Source organism: Mycobacterium sp. 1165196.3 (genome assembly GCF_001673415.1).
Lineage (GTDB): Bacteria > Actinomycetota > Actinomycetes > Mycobacteriales > Mycobacteriaceae > Mycobacterium > Mycobacterium europaeum_A.
This window is the reverse complement of sequence record NZ_LZLU01000116.1, coordinates 34,482-49,612: the sequence shown is the minus strand read 5'-3', so window position 1 is coordinate 49,612 and position 15,131 is coordinate 34,482. Positions and strand designations below refer to the sequence as shown.

At 67.6% G+C, this 15,131-nt stretch carries 15 protein-coding genes and 2 pseudogenes; 3 read left to right on the top strand and 14 right to left on the bottom strand.

The window, feature by feature from the left end:
* Positions 1 to 142 precede the first annotated feature (142 nt).
* From A5659_RS12830 to A5659_RS12815, 4 genes and pseudogenes are all read right to left on the bottom strand, one after another.
* Positions 143 to 541 (bottom strand): annotated as a pseudogene (locus A5659_RS12830) (deferrochelatase/peroxidase EfeB); the annotation flags it as partial.
* 2 nt (positions 542 to 543) lie between these two features.
* On the bottom strand, positions 544 to 1,797 hold the full coding sequence (efeO, locus tag A5659_RS12825; protein ID WP_304441594.1) for an iron uptake system protein EfeO: 1,254 nt from the start codon (positions 1,795 to 1,797) through the stop codon (positions 544 to 546).
* A complete protein-coding gene (gene efeU / locus A5659_RS12820) occupies positions 1,757 to 3,367 on the bottom strand; it encodes an iron uptake transporter permease EfeU (RefSeq protein WP_067181537.1) in 1,611 nt (536 codons plus the stop codon). Before efeU ends, efeO begins: the two co-directional genes overlap by 41 nt.
* Before the next feature lie 91 nt (positions 3,368 to 3,458).
* A complete protein-coding gene (locus A5659_RS12815; protein WP_067181534.1) occupies positions 3,459 to 4,292 on the bottom strand; it encodes a DUF3097 domain-containing protein in 834 nt (277 codons plus the stop codon).
* 218 nt (positions 4,293 to 4,510) lie between these two features.
* Between A5659_RS12815 and A5659_RS12810 the strand changes: the two genes are divergently transcribed.
* Positions 4,511 to 4,798 (top strand): DUF3349 domain-containing protein, encoded by a 288-nt coding sequence (locus tag A5659_RS12810; RefSeq protein ID WP_067181531.1) that lies wholly within the window; start codon positions 4,511 to 4,513, stop codon positions 4,796 to 4,798.
* A 22-nt stretch (positions 4,799 to 4,820) separates the two neighbouring features.
* Here the strand turns inward: A5659_RS12810 and A5659_RS12805 are convergent, their stop codons facing one another.
* The 6 genes and pseudogenes from A5659_RS12805 to A5659_RS12780 form a co-directional block, all read right to left on the bottom strand.
* Positions 4,821 to 5,828, bottom strand: a complete 1,008-nt coding sequence (locus A5659_RS12805; protein ID WP_082976043.1) for a patatin-like phospholipase family protein — start codon at positions 5,826 to 5,828, stop codon at positions 4,821 to 4,823.
* Complete coding sequence (locus A5659_RS12800; protein WP_066867035.1) at positions 5,809 to 6,879, bottom strand: ABC transporter ATP-binding protein; 1,071 nt, start codon at positions 6,877 to 6,879, stop codon at positions 5,809 to 5,811. Before A5659_RS12800 ends, A5659_RS12805 begins: the two co-directional genes overlap by 20 nt.
* A gap of 2 nt (positions 6,880 to 6,881) precedes the next feature.
* A complete protein-coding gene (locus A5659_RS12795) occupies positions 6,882 to 7,688 on the bottom strand; it encodes a carbohydrate ABC transporter permease (protein ID WP_369829240.1) in 807 nt (268 codons plus the stop codon).
* Between the two features lie 22 nt (positions 7,689 to 7,710).
* Positions 7,711 to 8,615: pseudogene (locus tag A5659_RS12790) on the bottom strand (carbohydrate ABC transporter permease); the annotation flags it as partial.
* A 60-nt stretch (positions 8,616 to 8,675) separates the two neighbouring features.
* Positions 8,676 to 10,001, bottom strand: coding sequence for a sugar ABC transporter substrate-binding protein (locus A5659_RS12785; protein WP_067181528.1), 1,326 nt, complete (start codon positions 9,999 to 10,001; stop codon positions 8,676 to 8,678).
* Positions 9,991 to 10,986 (bottom strand): sigma-70 family RNA polymerase sigma factor, encoded by a 996-nt coding sequence (locus tag A5659_RS12780; RefSeq protein ID WP_067021546.1) that lies wholly within the window; start codon positions 10,984 to 10,986, stop codon positions 9,991 to 9,993. Before A5659_RS12780 ends, A5659_RS12785 begins: the two co-directional genes overlap by 11 nt.
* 169 nt (positions 10,987 to 11,155) lie before the next feature.
* On the opposite strand from A5659_RS12780, the gene A5659_RS12775 reads away from it, so the two are divergent.
* Positions 11,156 to 11,506 (top strand): DoxX family protein, encoded by a 351-nt coding sequence (locus tag A5659_RS12775; protein WP_066879007.1) that lies wholly within the window; start codon positions 11,156 to 11,158, stop codon positions 11,504 to 11,506.
* Between the two features lie 18 nt (positions 11,507 to 11,524).
* On the opposite strand, the gene A5659_RS12770 is transcribed toward A5659_RS12775, so the two are convergent.
* Positions 11,525 to 12,325, bottom strand: a complete 801-nt coding sequence (locus A5659_RS12770; protein ID WP_067181525.1) for a ketosteroid isomerase family protein — start codon at positions 12,323 to 12,325, stop codon at positions 11,525 to 11,527.
* Positions 12,325 to 12,879: a pyrazinamidase PncA gene (pncA, locus tag A5659_RS12765; protein WP_082976045.1), complete on the bottom strand. Its 555-nt coding sequence runs from the start codon at positions 12,877 to 12,879 to the stop codon at positions 12,325 to 12,327. The genes A5659_RS12770 and pncA overlap by 1 nt, the downstream gene beginning before the upstream one ends.
* 95 nt (positions 12,880 to 12,974) lie before the next feature.
* On the opposite strand from pncA, the gene A5659_RS12760 reads away from it, so the two are divergent.
* Entirely contained in the window at positions 12,975 to 14,042 is a 1,068-nt protein-coding gene (locus tag A5659_RS12760) for a DoxX family protein (RefSeq protein WP_067181522.1), read from the top strand.
* 33 nt (positions 14,043 to 14,075) lie between these two features.
* Here the strand turns inward: A5659_RS12760 and A5659_RS12755 are convergent, their stop codons facing one another.
* Together A5659_RS12755 and A5659_RS12750 are read right to left on the bottom strand one after the other, a co-directional pair.
* Positions 14,076 to 14,654: an AAA family ATPase gene (locus A5659_RS12755; RefSeq protein ID WP_067139528.1), complete on the bottom strand. Its 579-nt coding sequence runs from the start codon at positions 14,652 to 14,654 to the stop codon at positions 14,076 to 14,078.
* A gap of 42 nt (positions 14,655 to 14,696) precedes the next feature.
* Entirely contained in the window at positions 14,697 to 15,074 is a 378-nt protein-coding gene (locus A5659_RS12750; RefSeq protein WP_067181520.1) for a hypothetical protein, read from the bottom strand.
* Positions 15,075 to 15,131: the final 57 nt, after the last annotated feature.

Here is a 15,131-nt window from a genome sequence, read left to right as displayed (position 1 = left end):
CCGACCTGCAGACCCTCTTGGCGCGCTGGTCGGCCGCCGCCGCGATCCTGCAGCAGGGCAAGCCGGTCGGGACGGTGCAGCCCGGTGTCGACGTGCAGCCTCCCGTCGACACCGGGGAGGCCTACGGGCTGAGCCCGGCCAGCCTCACCGTCCCGACCGGCTTGCCCTGCTGCAGGATCGCGGCGGCGGCCGACCAGCGCGCCAAGAGGGTCTGCAGGTCGGTCCGGCCCGCGCCCTCGGCCAGCGAGAACGACATGAACATGGCGTAACGCTGTGGGGGCGTGTCGATTCCACCCTGGTGCGGCTGACCGTAGAAGGGGTAGCTGCGGCGCAGATCGACGGTGTCGTCGTCGTCACCACGCTGTCCCGCCGCCATGGCGTGACCGGCGAAGCCGCCACCCATGGCACCGATGGCGGCACCGCCGAGCCCGGCCAGCATGGCGCCGCCGAGCGCGCGCCGGCGCGATACCGTGGCGGAGTCCGCCGGTGCCCCAGCGTCGTTCGTGGCGCCGTCGGAAGGTGGGGTGATGTCGTCGGTCACGATCAACCGGCCGTAACGACTTTTTGGGCGACGGTCGACAGGCTCTGGTGCAGCGGCTGGATCACCGCGGTCAGCTTCGGCGCGTCGCTGGCCTTCAGCGCCGCCGTGTAGGTCTTGTAGCCGCCGAGCGCGGTCGAGTCGCGATACCCGTCCAAGGTGGTCAGCACGCTTTGGAACTGCTGATCGATCTGGCGAACCAGGTTGGCATCGATCTTTTCCAGGCCCGGGCGTAGTGAGGCGTAGGCCTGCTGCGCGCCTTCGACGTTGCCCGAAAAGTCCACCAGGTCAATGTGACTGAAAGCTTCTTCCTCGCCGGTGATCTTGGTGTTCTGGATCTCTTCGATCAGGTCGCTGGCGCCGTTGGCCAGGTCCTCGGGCTTGTACTGCAGGGTCGCGACGATGCCGTTCAATTTGCCGACATTGCCCACCAATTCGGTGCTGAGCGCCTTGGTCCCGGGGGTGATCGCGCCGCCCTGCCACAGATCGCGCTCGATGGCGTGGAAGCCCTTCCAGCCAACCTTGGCATCGACCGGTGTCGACTCACGCATGTCGATCAGGTAGTCCAGGCTGCCGGCATTGTCGCCGACGGCGAACCCCGGCAGGACGAAGCCCTCCACGGTGGACTCCGAACGCTCCCAGAACAAGCGGGCTTTGGCGTAGGCCGCCTTCGCGGCCTCGACGTTGCCCGACTGCACGGCGGCATCGAGTGCCTTCACGCCGTCGTTGAGCTGTCCGATCTGGTTGACGATGTAGGTGGCGTAGTCCTTGGTGCCCTGGCCGAGGATGCTCGCCACGGTGCCCGTAGGTGTCGCGGGCGCATTACCGGTGACCGTCAGGGTCTGGTATTCGGTGCTGGCGCCCGGACAGTAGAGCTGGTAGGCGCCCCCGTCCAGCGACACCGTGAACGACACCGGGTCCAGGCCCGGCGCGAGGTTCTCCTTCTCGCCGACAATCCGCTGGTCCCTGAGCAATTCGACCTCGTTGATGCCGGGCGCATTGGTGTTGGCGACCGTGAAGGTCACCGGCCCGGCGGGCACGCTGGTGGTGTCCAGGGCGCAGCCGTCCTTGCCGCCGTCGTTGGCCATGGTGACCTTCACCGCGTTGGTACCGCCCGGTTTCGGCGGCTGGGCATGGGTCGCGGTGTCACCCGAGTGGCTGCATGCGGTCGCGGACAACGCCGTCGTCGCGGCGAGAACCGTTGCAGCTAAAAAGAATTCACGAGACCGGCACGCCGCCAGGGCGATGCGACTCACCATCAATGGATTTCCTCTCATCGGTTTCCCTGCGGTCCGCGCGCACCGAGGCTATCGCTGACAGCGCGCAAGCTAACGCAAAACCCGCTATTACCAACGGCAACCAGACATTCCACAGCTGCCGCTCCCCGCGATTGCGGTTGCTGGCGACGATCTCGGCCGCCGTCGAGTGGTCATCGGCAGCGGAGGTGGACCAGTCCGTCGTCAGCCCGCCGAGACTAACGGTCTTGGCCCCGGTCAGCCCACCGCCGGTCAAGATCGCGGTGCGGTTGCTCGTCGCGTGCGCGCTCACCACGCAATCACCCCGCGCGAGCACGGTGTACTCGGTGGTCGTCGACCATTGACCCTGAAACGGCCCCGGAGTGCGGCCGGCCGCGAGACCGACCGGCAGCCGGCCCCCCGTCATGCTCAGCAACTGGTTCAGCGAGACCTCCGGCGCACCGTCGGCCCCGGCCGCCTCGGAAGCCTGCCACACCTGCACGGGCAAGCCGTCCACCGTTTGATCGTCGCCCGGGATCAGCACGATGCTGTGGGCGGTCGAGCTGCCCTGGGGGACGACGGTCAGCTCGCGCCCGTGCGGCCCGGTCGCCATCGACACCACGGCGGTGTGGCCCGCGCGGTCGGTGACGGTGCGCGCCCGCAGGCCCGCGGACGGGCCGGCGGCGGGCGTCATGATCGCCAGCCCCGCCCCGACGAAGATCAGCGCCGCCGACGTCGCCGCCAGCAGCCGGCTGCGGGTTCGCGGCGCGGCGGCGAGCCGGGCGGGCCACAGGAAGATGACAAGCACCGGCACGGCGTAGAGCAGCCAGCCCACCACCTCGACCAGCCGAGGGTCGGCGGGGATGCCGAACACCCCGGTCGTCACGGCGCCCAGCACCGAGTTGGCGGGTATCCAGCCGGACAGATCGAGCACCTGCTGCTGGCCGATGCTCACCCACCCCGCCTCGTGCGCGGTGCGCAGCGCACCCAGCACCAGCCCGGCGGCGATCAGCACCAGGAACACCCCGGTGACCCGGAAGAACCGGCCGAGGTTGATCCGCAGGCCGCCGTAGTACAGGGCCACCCCGAGCCCGACCGAGGTCGCGATGCCGACCGCGCCGCCCAGCACGGCGAACCACCGGTTGCCGTGTGACGTCTCGGCGGCCGCCAGCAAGAACACCGAGGTCTCGAAGCCCTCCTTGAGGACGGCGAGGAACGCCATGGCCGCCAGCGCGAACGCGCCGCCGCGGTTGACCGCCTGACGGGCCTCGCGCTCGAGTTCCCCCTTGAGCTGCGCGGCGTTGCCGTTCATCCAGATGATCATCGACGTCACGAACACCACCGCGATGGCGTTGATGACGGTCTCCATCATCTCCTGCTGTACCTGCGGCAGGCTGGCGGCGAACAGGTCGAGGCCCACCCCGACGCCGACGCTGAGCAGCACGGCCAGGCCGACGCCGACAAACATCGGGCGGACCGTCTGGCCATTCCGCTTGAGGAACGCACCGACGATGCTCACGATGAGCGACGCCTCTAGGCCTTCGCGAAGACCGATGAGAAACGTGCCGATGAATACGCCGAATACGCCCTGCATACGCCCAATTTCTGTCCCGCCGATCGGGACTTTCGGCTTAGCGTAGCCTAACTAAGCGCTGGCTATTCGCCCTGGTCCGCCGCCCGCGGGGTCAGGAAGCCGGCGCGGTCACGAAGTCGATGAGTTCTTCGACCCGACTGATCAACGCCGGTTCCAGATCGTTCCAGTCGCGCACCCGTGAGCGGATGTGGCGCCAAGCCCTGGCGATGTCCGCCTGATCGCGGTGCGGCAGATCCAGGGCCGCGCATACCCCGTGTTTCCATTCGACATTTCGTGGCACCTTCGGCCAGGCCTCCAGGCCCAGCCGCTGCGGCTTGACGGCCTGCCAGATGTCGACGTAGGGATGGCCGACGACCAGCGTGTCGGCACCACCCGGGCCGCGCCGCACGGCATCGGCGATCCGCGCCTCCTTCGAACCCGTGACGAGGTGGTCGATGAGCACCCCGAGCCGGCGCCCGGGGCCCGGGGCGAACTCGGCGACGATGTCCACCAGGTCGTCGACGCCGCCCAGTTGCTCTACGACGACACCTTCGATCCGCAGGTCCTCGCCCCATACCTGGGCGATCAGCTCGGCGTCGTGCCGACCCTCGACGTAGATCCGGCTGGCACGGGCGACCCGGGCGCGAACACCCGACACGGCGACCGAACCGGATGCGGTCCTGTTCACGGCGGTCGGCGCGGGCCGGCGCGGCGCGGTGAGGATGACGGGACGACCCTCCAGCAAATAGCCTGGGCCCAAAGGAAATCCGCGCACGTGACCGCGTCGGTCTTCCAGGTCCACCCGACCATATTCGACGCGCACCACCGCGCCGACATATCCGGTTTGCACGTCCTCGACCACCAGGCCAAGTTCGGCCGGATGTTCCGTCGAGCGGGGCTTGCGTCGTCCTGCGGCCAGTACATCGGTTCCATAGCGATCCACCACGCCGGCAATACTAGAAAGCCTTGCGGCCAAACGTCGTTACGGCGCGCCATGGCCGGCGAATCGTCACCGGGACCACTCCCCGTGCGCCGCATCGCCGGCCGTAAAAAATGCGTTTAACTGTGTGGCGTTACTCAGCAGATGACGTCACCGGTGGTACGTTGCTAGCTATGGCAAGCACTGCCGCTTACGCAAGCCGCGGCGGTTAGCGAGGTGGACGCATGGACCTGTCGCACTGGGTGACAAGCATTGTGGCTTTCGTGCGCGCCGGCTACCCCTCCGGCATGCCGGTCACCGGGTACGTGCCGCTGGTGGCGTTGACGCGCCGCCGGCTCTGCGACGACGACATCACCGTCATCGCAAGGGATCTCATCGCGCGTCGCCTCTGGCCGATCAGTTCCATCGATATCGGTGTGGAGGTCACCCGGATCACCAACCAGCTGCCCTCCCCCGACGACGTCTCGCGGGTGCAGCGTCGCGTTCATGCGCTCCGCTGCCCGCGCGGATAAGCGGCACGAACGGTCGACGCCGTCACGGTGATTTGTGCACCGGGGCGCCGCAGGCCTTCAAATAGTCGGCGTAGTTCCAGGTTTGCAGAAACTGTTGGCCCGCTTGCAATCCTCGGGCATAGAGCGCTTCACGTTGCGCGGTGGTGATGTTGAAGTCGATCGGGCTGACCTCGTCGGCGGGCACAAAGATGGTGCGCCGCACGGTGCACGGGTCATCGATGTAGGCGTTGTCTTGATTGCTCACCAGGGTCTCTATCGCCGCAAGTCCCAACGACACCGGGCCATGCACGGGATGGGTGGGCGGGATGCCGGGACGCGCCGACAACCGAATCCCGAACGTGGGCCATCGCGGTTGTGCATCGGGCCGGTCGAACAGCTCGACCGGAAAGTCCGACAACAACCCACCATCCACCCACGTCGCGCCGCCGACCCGAACGGGCTCGAACACATAGGGAATGGCCGACGACGCGTGCACCGCGCGCGCCACCGGGAAGGCGTCGGGGTCGATGCCATAGGAGCCGAGGTCCCAAGGGATTCGAACCAGGCGGCGCCGCGACAGGTCGCTGGCGGTGACGACGAGCGACCAGGCGAACTGGGTGGGCTCTTCGCCCGTGCGCAGATCGCCGAACGTCCGCACGCCCAGATCGCGGAGCAGGCTGGCGAGCAACTGTTCGAGATATGCCCCGCGATAGACACCGTCGGAGGTCAACAACGACAGTCCCCCGCCGATCAGCGGTATCCGCCCGATCCAGTTGCGGTCGAGGAACTTCCGGTAGTCGATGGTGCGCATCACCTCGGCCAGCCGGCTCAACGGCTCGCCGGCCACCTGCAGGGCGGCGACCAGCGAGGCGACGATCGCACCGGCGCTGCTTCCCGCGACGCGCGGGAATCGATAGCCGGCCTGGGCGAGCGCGTCCACCGCGCCGACCAGTCCGATACCCCGGACGCCACCGCCCTCGCACACCAAGTCGGCACGGTTTGTGGTCACCGCAGCCCCCTGTCCGGATCGTTCAGCAAATTCGGCGGCCATCGACGCCGAAGAAGTGCAGGTGCCCGGGTACCGGGTGCAGGCGCACCCGGCTGCCCTTCTGCGGAGGGTTTCGCCCGTCGGCCCGCGCGACGATGGGCGCGTCGATCACCTTGCCCGAACCGGTGATTCGCCCATACAGGTAGGCGTCCGCCCCAAGCTCCTCCACCACGTCCACCTCCATCTCGACGCCGAGACCACCCAGCTCGAAATGTTCGGGACGGACCCCCACGACTACCTCACCTGCACCGCCGGTGACCTCGCGGGGCAATGCTATCGGCCAATCACCCAGCGACACAGCCGAATCCACGACAGGGAGGGTAAACAGGTTCATCGCCGGGGATCCGATGAAACCCGCCACGAAGACGTTGTCCGGGTTTCGGTAGAGCTCGCGAGGCGGTGCGAACTGCTGCAGCACGCCGTCGCGCAGGACGGCGACGCGGTCGCCCATCGTCATGGCCTCGACCTGGTCGTGGGTGACGTAGACGGTGGTGGTGCCCAGCCGCCGTTGCAGCGCGGCGATCTGGTTACGGGTCTGCACCCTTAGTTTGGCGTCGAGGTTCGACAGCGGCTCGTCCATCAGGAACACGTGCGGCCGGCGCACGATCGCCCGTCCCATCGCCACGCGTTGGCGTTGTCCGCCGGACAGGTCTTTCGGCTTTCGGTCGAGATAGGGTTGCAGGTCAAGCAGTTTCGCCGCGTCCAGCACCCGCTCGCGGATCTGGGCCTTCGGCGTCCTGGCGATCTTCATGGCGAATCCCATGTTCTGGGCCACCGTCATGTGCGGGTAGAGCGCATAGTTCTGAAAGACCATCGCAACGTCGCGATCCTTGGGATCGACGTTGGTGACGTCGCGGTCGCCGATCCGGATGTGACCGGAGTCGACGGCTTCCAGGCCGGCCACCATCCGCAGCGAGGTGGTCTTGCCGCATCCCGACGGCCCCACCAGAACGACGAACTCGCCGTCGGCGACAGTTAAGTCCAGGTTGTCCAGGGCGGGGCGATCCGCTCCGGGGTAGCGACGGGTTGCCTGCTCGAAAGTCACCGAGGCCATGGTCAACCGCCCATCCCGGTGACGGCGATCCCGCGGACGAACGAGCGTTGCGCGATCGCGTAGATGATGACCAGAGGCAGCATGATGAGCATCGAGGTTGCCATCAAAACCGGCCATCGGGCAACATATTCGCCCTTCATCCGGACCAGGCCCAGTGTCAGGGTGGCCAGGCTGTTGCGCTGGATCATCAGCAGCGGCCACAAGAAATCATTCCAGACATTGACCCAGGTGAGCACCGCGAGCACCATCACGGCCGGCCTCGCGTGGGGCAGCAGGATTCGCCAATACACCTGCCACGGTGAACAACCGTCGAGTATCGCGGCCTCCTCGAGATCGGTGGGCAGGGTGCGGAAGAACTGCCGCATCAGGTACGTACCGAATGCGCTGCCGAAGAACCCCGGCACGATCATCGCCCAGGGGGTGTCGACCCAGCCCAGGGTTCGCATCACCAGGAATTGCGGGATCACCGTGACCGTCAGGGGCACCATCAAGGTGCCGAGATACACGACGAACAGCGCGTCGCGGCCACGGAAATCCAGTCGCGCGAAGGCATATCCGGCCAGCGAGCAGAAGAAAACATGGCCGGCGGTGACGCAGCCCGCGTACAGCACGGTGTTGAAAAACATTCGCCCGAACGGCATCAGCGCGAACACCTCGGTGTAGTTCGACCACCGCGGGTGTGCGGGCAACAGCGTGGGTTCGCTGACCTCGCCTTCGGTTTTCAGCGAACCCGACACCGCCCACGCGATCGGAAACAGGGCGCACCAGGCGACGGCGAGCAGCGCGCCATAGACGACGGCGCCGCGCAAGACGGTGCGCTTGAGGACACCCTCACTTAAGCCCACGCGAATTCTCCAAAGATCGTCGATGGCTGACTCGCAACTGCACGACGGTCAGCACCAGCAAGACCGCGAACATCACCCACGCCAGCGCGGAGGCATATCCGAATTCGAGGAACGAGAACGCGTGCTGGAACAGCATGATGCCCAGGACGTAGGTCGCCGATTCCGGCCCGCCAGTGGGGCCGGTGAGCACGTAGACCATGTCGAACGCCTGGAATGCGTGGATGACCGAGATGATGACGACAAACGATATCGACCCCCGGATCAACGGCACGGTGATGGAGACGAATTGCCTTATCTCACTGGCACCGTCGATCTTGGCGGCCTCATAGACCGTACCCGGAACGCCTTGCATCGCGGCCAGCAGCACGACGGCGGCGAAGGGCACGCTGCGCCAGACGCTGACGATGCACAGTGAGGCCATCGCCCAGCGCGGCTCGACCAACCATGGGACCGGCCCGAGTCCGATCCAGCCGAGCATGATGTTGAGCAAGCCGTTGTCGGTGTTGAACACGAACTGCCACACCACCGCCATCACGACCGATGAGATCGCCAACGGCAGAAAGACGATCGTCCGGAAGACGCCGATGCCCCTGACCTTCCGGTTCAGCACCCCGGCGACGGCCAGGCTGATCAGGACCGTCGGCACGACCGTTCCGACGGTGAAGATCACGGTGTTGCGGATCGCGATCAAGAAGAGCGGATCCGCGGTGAATAAGTCGCCGAAGTTCTTCAGACCCACGAATTGTGGCGGGGTGAACACGTCCCATCGCTGGAAGCTCATGTAGAGCGAGAAACCCAGCGGGAACAGCATGAACACCGCGACCGCCACCATGTTGGGTGCGACGAACAACCGGCCCGCCCATGCGTGTCGGCGCCACGGGCTCGGGTTCTGCGGTGGCTTCGGCCTCGCCTTGCCCGCCGGGGCGGCCGCGCCGGTCGCGTCCATCGCGGTCATGGGCTGCGCAACACCTCGTCGACGGAGCGGGACAATCCGCTCAATGACGTCGCCGGCTGGCGGCCTCGCAGCACTGGACCAAAGTTGCGGTCCATCAAGGCATTGACCTTCTCCCAAGCCGGCGTGATGGGCAGCCCCTGCGAAAAAGCCGGGCCTTCGGTGAGCACACTCAGATTGCCCAACCGTCGATGGGCCTTGGCGAATCCCTGCGATCGCAGCGCTGAGCGCAGCACGGGAACAAACAGACACGATTCACCGATCAGCGCCTGGCCAACGGGCCCCGTCGCGAACTTCACGAACTCCCATGCCTGCTCCTTGCGCGGGCTGCTGGCCGAGATGGCCAATCCGGTGGCGCCGATATCTGAACATGCGGCATGCCCCTTTCGCAGCACCGGGCCGACCGGCAACGGGGCGACGTCGAAATCCAGGCCCTCGGCGCGGATGTAGGTCTGGTAGCGCCAGTGGCCACCGAGCGCGATCGCCGCCCGGCCCACGGCGAACAAATTGGGCGTCGACATCGACTGCGTCTCCGATGCGTTGGGCGCCACCCGGTATTTGTTGGCCAGATCGGCGTAGAACTGCACCGCTTCGTGAAACGCCGCATTGTCGAAGTTGAAGTGGGTCGGATTCGACCGCGGGTCTGACCACGCCACACCGTTGTTCATCGCGAACAGCCCGGCCGAGTGGTAGGCACCCCAGGTGTTGACGAAGCCGTACTGCGCGGCCCGGCCGGATGCATCGCGCTTGGTCAGGGCGCGCGTGGTGTCCAGGAATTCGGTGAAATCCCAGGGCTGTTCCCATGTCTTGGGGGGCTCCGGCACGCCGGCTTCGGCGAAGAGCCGTTTGTTGTAGAACAGGTAGTTGCCCGACCACTGTTCGGGAAGTGCGTACTGTTTTCCGTTGAATGTGAAGGTTTCGTACAACTCCGGGATGCTGTCCGCCTTGAGCTGGTCGGCAAAGGATTTGTCGCGCGCCAGCAGCGTGTTCATGTCCAGCAGCACACCGCGGTCGGCGAGTTCGGCGTAAGACAGTTCCCAGGTCATCAGCACATCGGGGCATTTGCCGCCGACACAGAATGTCGAAAGCTGTTGCATGACACCGGGTCCGGACAGCACGGGCCGCACCTTGATATCGGGGTGGCGGCGCGCGAACTCGTCGACGATGCGCATCCTGGCGTCACGCTCGTCCGGGTTGGCCGCGAAGAAGAAGGTGAGCGCGTCGTCCTCCGGAGCGCACCCCGCCGACCACGGCGCCAGCGCCGCCGCGGAAAGCGCGCCGGCGCCCCGCAGCAGGTCACGCCGTCCGAACGGCTTATCGAGCATGGCCCTCCCGGTCTTGCCCCGCGGCCGGCTTTGCGGCCGAGTGTGTCTGACGTCCTTGGTACCCGATGTGGTTGTGAGGTTCCTGGATCGGCCACCGGGGCAGCGTCAGCGTCGCCCGGCGGATTCGCTCGGCATCGCCGGTGATGTCGATCGTATGGATGCGACCGTCGGCGCCGATGCCGATCACCAGCAGGACCTGAGCGCGACCGCGAGCGGCTAACACGATGCCCGGCGCCCCGTCGATGAGCATGACAGCACCGGCGCGCGCCCGCGCAGCGAACCGCCGAGTCTCCCCGGCGACCTCGTCGGCACCGCGGACCGTAGTGGGCACGTCGGCCGGGACCAGGGCCGGATCGACCGTGCGCACCACGTCTGGAGCCAGCAGCTCGAGCAGGCCGGCGATGTCACCACCGCGCGAGGCCGCCAGAAACGCCTCGACCACCTTCAGGTGGTCGCCCGTGCGGCGGGGGCGGTCGGCCGGATCGGCGTGCAGTCGCCCGCGGGCCCTGCTAGCCAGCTTCTTCGTGGCGTCCGGCGAGCGATTCATCACCGCGGCGATCTGCTCAAAAGGCATGGCGAAGACGTCGTGCAGCACGAACGCCACCCGCTGCGCCGGGGAAAGCCGGTCGAGCACGACGAGCAGCGCGCCGCTCACCGACTCCGCGAGCAGCGCGTCCTCGTCGGCCGGCGCCGACGCCGCCCGCACCAGCCGGTCCAATTCGTCGGTTTCGGCCAGCGGTTGCTCGGCGCGGCGCTTGCGCAGCCGAAGTTGGTCGAACGCCTCGCGCGCGGTGATCGTCGTGAACCAGCCGGTGAGGTTGTCGACACCGCCGAAGTCGGCGCGGCTGGCCTTGAGCCACGCCGACTGGACCGCGTCGTCGGCGTCGGGCACCGAACCCAGCAGCTGGAACGCGACCGACCTCAGGTGACGCCGATCGGCGTCGAAACGCCGCGCCAGATCCGCCAAATCCTTTGTTGCGCCCATGGGTCACCTTTTCCGCGCGAAAGCCGTCAAGAAGTTGACCGCGTCCGACGGACTTCCACTGGCGAAGGAGACAAGCACCATGACCCTACCGATTGTGCGCCACGGTGCGCACTGCCCGCATTCGACCCGCCGCTGCGGAAATCGCTGCGCGACAAGGGATTGATCGGAGATGAACACCGCACTTGTCGCCGTCACGCTGACCACCGCCGTCATCACCGCGGCGATCGCCATCGCCGACTTCGTTCCGGCGCGATTCGTTCTGGCGAATTCTGCCGAGGTCGGGGTGCCGCGGTCATGGTTGCCGGCGCTTGGCGCGCTGAAGCTGGCCGGGGCCGCCGGGATCGTCCTCGGACTGCTGGGCCTGCGCGAATTGGGTATCGCGGCCGCCGCGGGCCTGGTGCTGTTTTTCGTCGGCGCCGTGGCGACGCATCTGAGGGCCCACGTTTTGTACAACATCGCGTTTCCCGGTGCGTACCTGTGCCTGGCCGGGGCATCGCTGGTGCTGATGGTGCTCCGCTGAGACACAGGCCTGACGAGGTCAGGCGGGAAAGTAGCGGATCCGGCTGATCGCGGCGCCACGCCAATCCACATCGGCGAACACAATGGCGCGCCCGTGACCCGAGTTGAGTGACACCGCGACGGTGCGGCCCGCGCTGCTCGTCCTGGTTGTGCCGGCACCGTCCAGCTGCTCGGCCAGCTCGGCCAGGTCGAGCGGGTCGTGATCACCCAAAGTTATTGCGGCATCTGACGACAGCATCCGCGCGGCGGCGGACGTGTCGTGGCGCCCCGCGGCCTCCAGGAACGTCGTCACCAGCCGCTGGTGGCGTGCCCCGACTCGGCGGAATCCGGTCATGAAGCCGGCGGCCCCGCCCCAGCCTTGGTTGCGCACCAGCGCCGTGGACAGGTTCAACGCGGGCCGCAGGGCGCCAGGGCCGGTGCGCAGGAACTGCAGCATCATGGCGGGCAGCTCCCAATAGGCCCGCAGATGGCCAATCTTCCACTCGCCGTTGGCTTCTCGGAGGTCATAACGCAGAAACGCCGGAATGAACATCGTCACGGCCGAGCCCATCGTCACCTCGAGCTCGAGGTCACGCAGCACCGTCGTGCCGACCACGAGGTCGAGGTCGCGATGGAACTTGATGTCACGGGGGCCGATGAAGGTGTCATAGAAGCGCCCGATTTGCTCGTGCCCCACGTGCGGTCGGGAGCCGACCGGATCCTCGACGCGGCCGTCACCGGTGAACAGCCCCACCCACCCGGTGCGGTCGTGCGCGGCGGCCGCCTGCGGCGAGCGCTCCACGGCGGCGAGCAGCTGCTGTCGATCCAGTGGCACCACCATTACGGTTCCCCAACCAACTCGATGCCGGCGGACCGCATTTCGGCCAGCGCTTCGGCCGCCGAATCGACGGCCGCGGTCAGGTCGACCAGCACCCTGGTGGTCAGGCCCGCCGCCGCGGCGTCCTCGGCGGTCCGCCGGACGCAGAAGTCGGTGGCGATGCCGACCACGTCGACCTCGTCGACCCCCCGCCGGCGCAGCCACTGCAGTAGCGGGGTGCCGTCGTCGTCGACGCCCTCGAAACCGCTGTACGCCGCGGCGTACGCGCCCTTGCGGAAGACGGCGTCGACGCGCCGGATGTCCAGCTCCGAGCGAAGATTCGCGCCGGCGCTTCCGGCGACGCAGTGCACCGGCCAGGACGATGAAAAATCCGGGTGGTCGGAAAAATGGTCACCCGGGTCGATGTGGAAATCCTGCGTCGCGACGACGTACCGGTAGCCCGGCTCACCGGACAGATAGGCGTTGATCGCGGACGCCACGGCGGCGCCGTCGGCGGTGGGCACCGAGCCGCCCTCGCAGAAGTCGTTTTGCACGTCGACGACGATCAACGCTCGCACGCGCTCCACCCTATCGGTGTGCGACGCTACGCGGCTCTAGCTGGGGTTATCGGGGTGGCGGTTTGCTCGACAAGCAGCCGGGTAATACACGGGCCATGGTGCTCAGGAGAATCGCGCGACCCCTGTTATCAGTGGCATTCATCGGGCAAGGAGTCAATTCACTGCTGAACCCCAAATCCGCGGCGGAGGCCGCGGCGCCGACGGTGGACGGGCTGCAGGCATTGCCGGAATCGGTGAGTAGCAGCATCCCCAGCGACCCCGAGACGGTCGCGCAGATCACCGCGGCCGTTCAGATCGGCGGCGGCCTGCTGCTCGCCACCGGCAAACTCCCCCGGATCGCATCGGCCGCTCTCGCGGTGACGGTGTTACCGGCCAACCTTGGGACACACTCGTTCTGGAACGAAAGCGACCCGGTGGCCAAAGCCCAGAAACGCCAGCAATTCCTCACCGACCTCAGCCTGCTGGGCGGATTGTTGATCGCGTCGGCCGACACCGCCGGCAAGCCCTCCCTCGGGTGGCGTGGCCGTCGGGCGGCGGAACGGCTCTCCGAGCGGGTGTCCTCGGCGTGGCCCGGATCGGACGATTCGGGCTTCGATGCCGATTTCTCCGAACTGGGTGATCGCATCGCGCACGGCCTGCAGATCGGCGCCGAACGGGGCCGCGAGCTGGCCAGCACGGCAGCCGAGCGCGGCGCGCCCTACGCCGAAGCGGCACTCGAACGCGGCCGCGAATTGGCCAGCACCGCGGCCGAGCGCGGCGCGCCCTACGCCGAAGCCGCGCTCGAACGCGGCCGCGAATTGGCCAGCACCGCGGCCGAGCGCAGTAAACCGCTGGCCAAGAAGGCCCGCAAGCGCAGCGAGGAATGGGCCGACGAGGCCGCCGACCGCGCCGCGTACCTGGCGGAGAAGGCACGCAAGCGCAGCGAGGAACTCGCCGACGAGGCGGCCGACCGGGCCGCGCCGCTGGCCAAGAAGGCGCGCAAGCGCAGCGAGAAGCTGGCCAAGAAGGCACGCAAGCGCAGCGAGAAGCTGGCCAGCACGGCGCGGGCGCGCGGCGAGGAGTTCGCCGAAACCGCGCGGCAGCGCGGCGCCGACTTGGCCGACACCGCCCGCGAGCGGGTCGGCGGTCAGGTCGACACCGGCCGCCGCAAGCTGCCCTGGTAACCGGGCGCGCCGCTGTCCGCGTAACGCCGCAAGTCAGTGGGTCCAGCGAGCCCGCAGGATTTCCGGTGCCCAGGTGGGCCAGTCGGGTGCGCCGACGGTCAGGCCGCCGCTGAGTCGCGCGACGATGCGCGGGCCGCGCAGGCGGCTGTTGTCGTAGACCGTCGCAAGGTCGGACAAGGCGATCGCCTCGGCGACCGGCACCCACAGCCGGCGATGGCGCTGCCGGATCTTGGCTTCCGGAACGTCATGGCCGCCGGCTTGCACCCGGTATCGAACACGTTGGACCGCAAGGTCTTCCGGGATGATCAGCACGTGCAGGACGACGGTGAAGCCCGCGCTGCGGGCCGCCTTGACGAGGTCGAGCTTGGAGGGGTGGGAGAACACGGTCTCGGCGACGAACGACCGGCCCAGCTCGATCAGCTTGGCGCGGGTGTCGGCGGCGATGCGCGCGGCGTCGTACGAGTGCGATGCCGGATCCTCCGGCCACCGCTGCCGTGCGATTTCGTCGGCATTGACCACGAGACTGCCCGGCAGCAGCGGCGCCAGGGTGAGCGCGATGAAGGTCGACTTACCGGCACCGTTCGGCCCGACCACCAGGTCAAGTCGATCCATCGGACCGCCGAAACGCTGATGAGTGCCGGATCAGCGGGTGCCTCAGAGCACCACCGCGGCGCCGTCGGGGCGATGCTCGACGATTTCGCCGTCGTCGTTGAGGGCCACGGTGGTGACCCCCTGCCCGGCCAGCGCGGCCCCGTAGTTGGTGCGCGCCAGGCTTTCCTCGATGGCCGCGCAGATCTCGGCGTTGAATACCACGCCCTCCTCGACGGTGAGTTCGCCGGTCGGCAGCTGGCCGGCGAGCGCGGCTTCCACCCGCCGCCGCGAGGCGGTGTGCTGACTGGATACCGCCCGCCCCACCCGTGCCCAGTGGTCGAGTTGCTGCTTGGCCGAGCGACTCTGCCGGGCGCCCTCAGCCGCCGCGCTGTCCATCAGGTCGGACGCGACGCGGGTGACACGATCGACGGCCTCAGCCACGGCTTCCTCCCATGCAGCACTACGTTACGACGTGTAGCACAATGCTACACCGCGCCG

Coding starts and splice junctions, on each gene's coding strand:
- A5659_RS12810 (WP_067181531.1), top strand. CDS start 4,511: ATGGACCTGTCGCACTGGGTGACAAGCATTGTGGCTTTCGTGCGCGCC.
- A5659_RS12780 (WP_067021546.1), bottom strand. CDS start 10,986: ATGGGCGCAACAAAGGATTTGGCGGATCTGGCGCGGCGTTTCGACGCC.
- A5659_RS12755 (WP_067139528.1), bottom strand. CDS start 14,654: ATGGATCGACTTGACCTGGTGGTCGGGCCGAACGGTGCCGGTAAGTCG.
- efeO (WP_304441594.1), bottom strand. CDS start 1,797: ATGGTGAGTCGCATCGCCCTGGCGGCGTGCCGGTCTCGTGAATTCTTT.
- A5659_RS12805 (WP_082976043.1), bottom strand. CDS start 5,828: ATGGCCGCCGAATTTGCTGAACGATCCGGACAGGGGGCTGCGGTGACC.
- efeU (WP_067181537.1), bottom strand. CDS start 3,367: ATGCAGGGCGTATTCGGCGTATTCATCGGCACGTTTCTCATCGGTCTT.
- A5659_RS12800 (WP_066867035.1), bottom strand. CDS start 6,879: ATGGCCTCGGTGACTTTCGAGCAGGCAACCCGTCGCTACCCCGGAGCG.
- A5659_RS12760 (WP_067181522.1), top strand. CDS start 12,975: ATGGTGCTCAGGAGAATCGCGCGACCCCTGTTATCAGTGGCATTCATC.
- A5659_RS12785 (WP_067181528.1), bottom strand. CDS start 10,001: ATGCTCGATAAGCCGTTCGGACGGCGTGACCTGCTGCGGGGCGCCGGC.
- A5659_RS12775 (WP_066879007.1), top strand. CDS start 11,156: ATGAACACCGCACTTGTCGCCGTCACGCTGACCACCGCCGTCATCACC.
- A5659_RS12770 (WP_067181525.1), bottom strand. CDS start 12,325: ATGGTGGTGCCACTGGATCGACAGCAGCTGCTCGCCGCCGTGGAGCGC.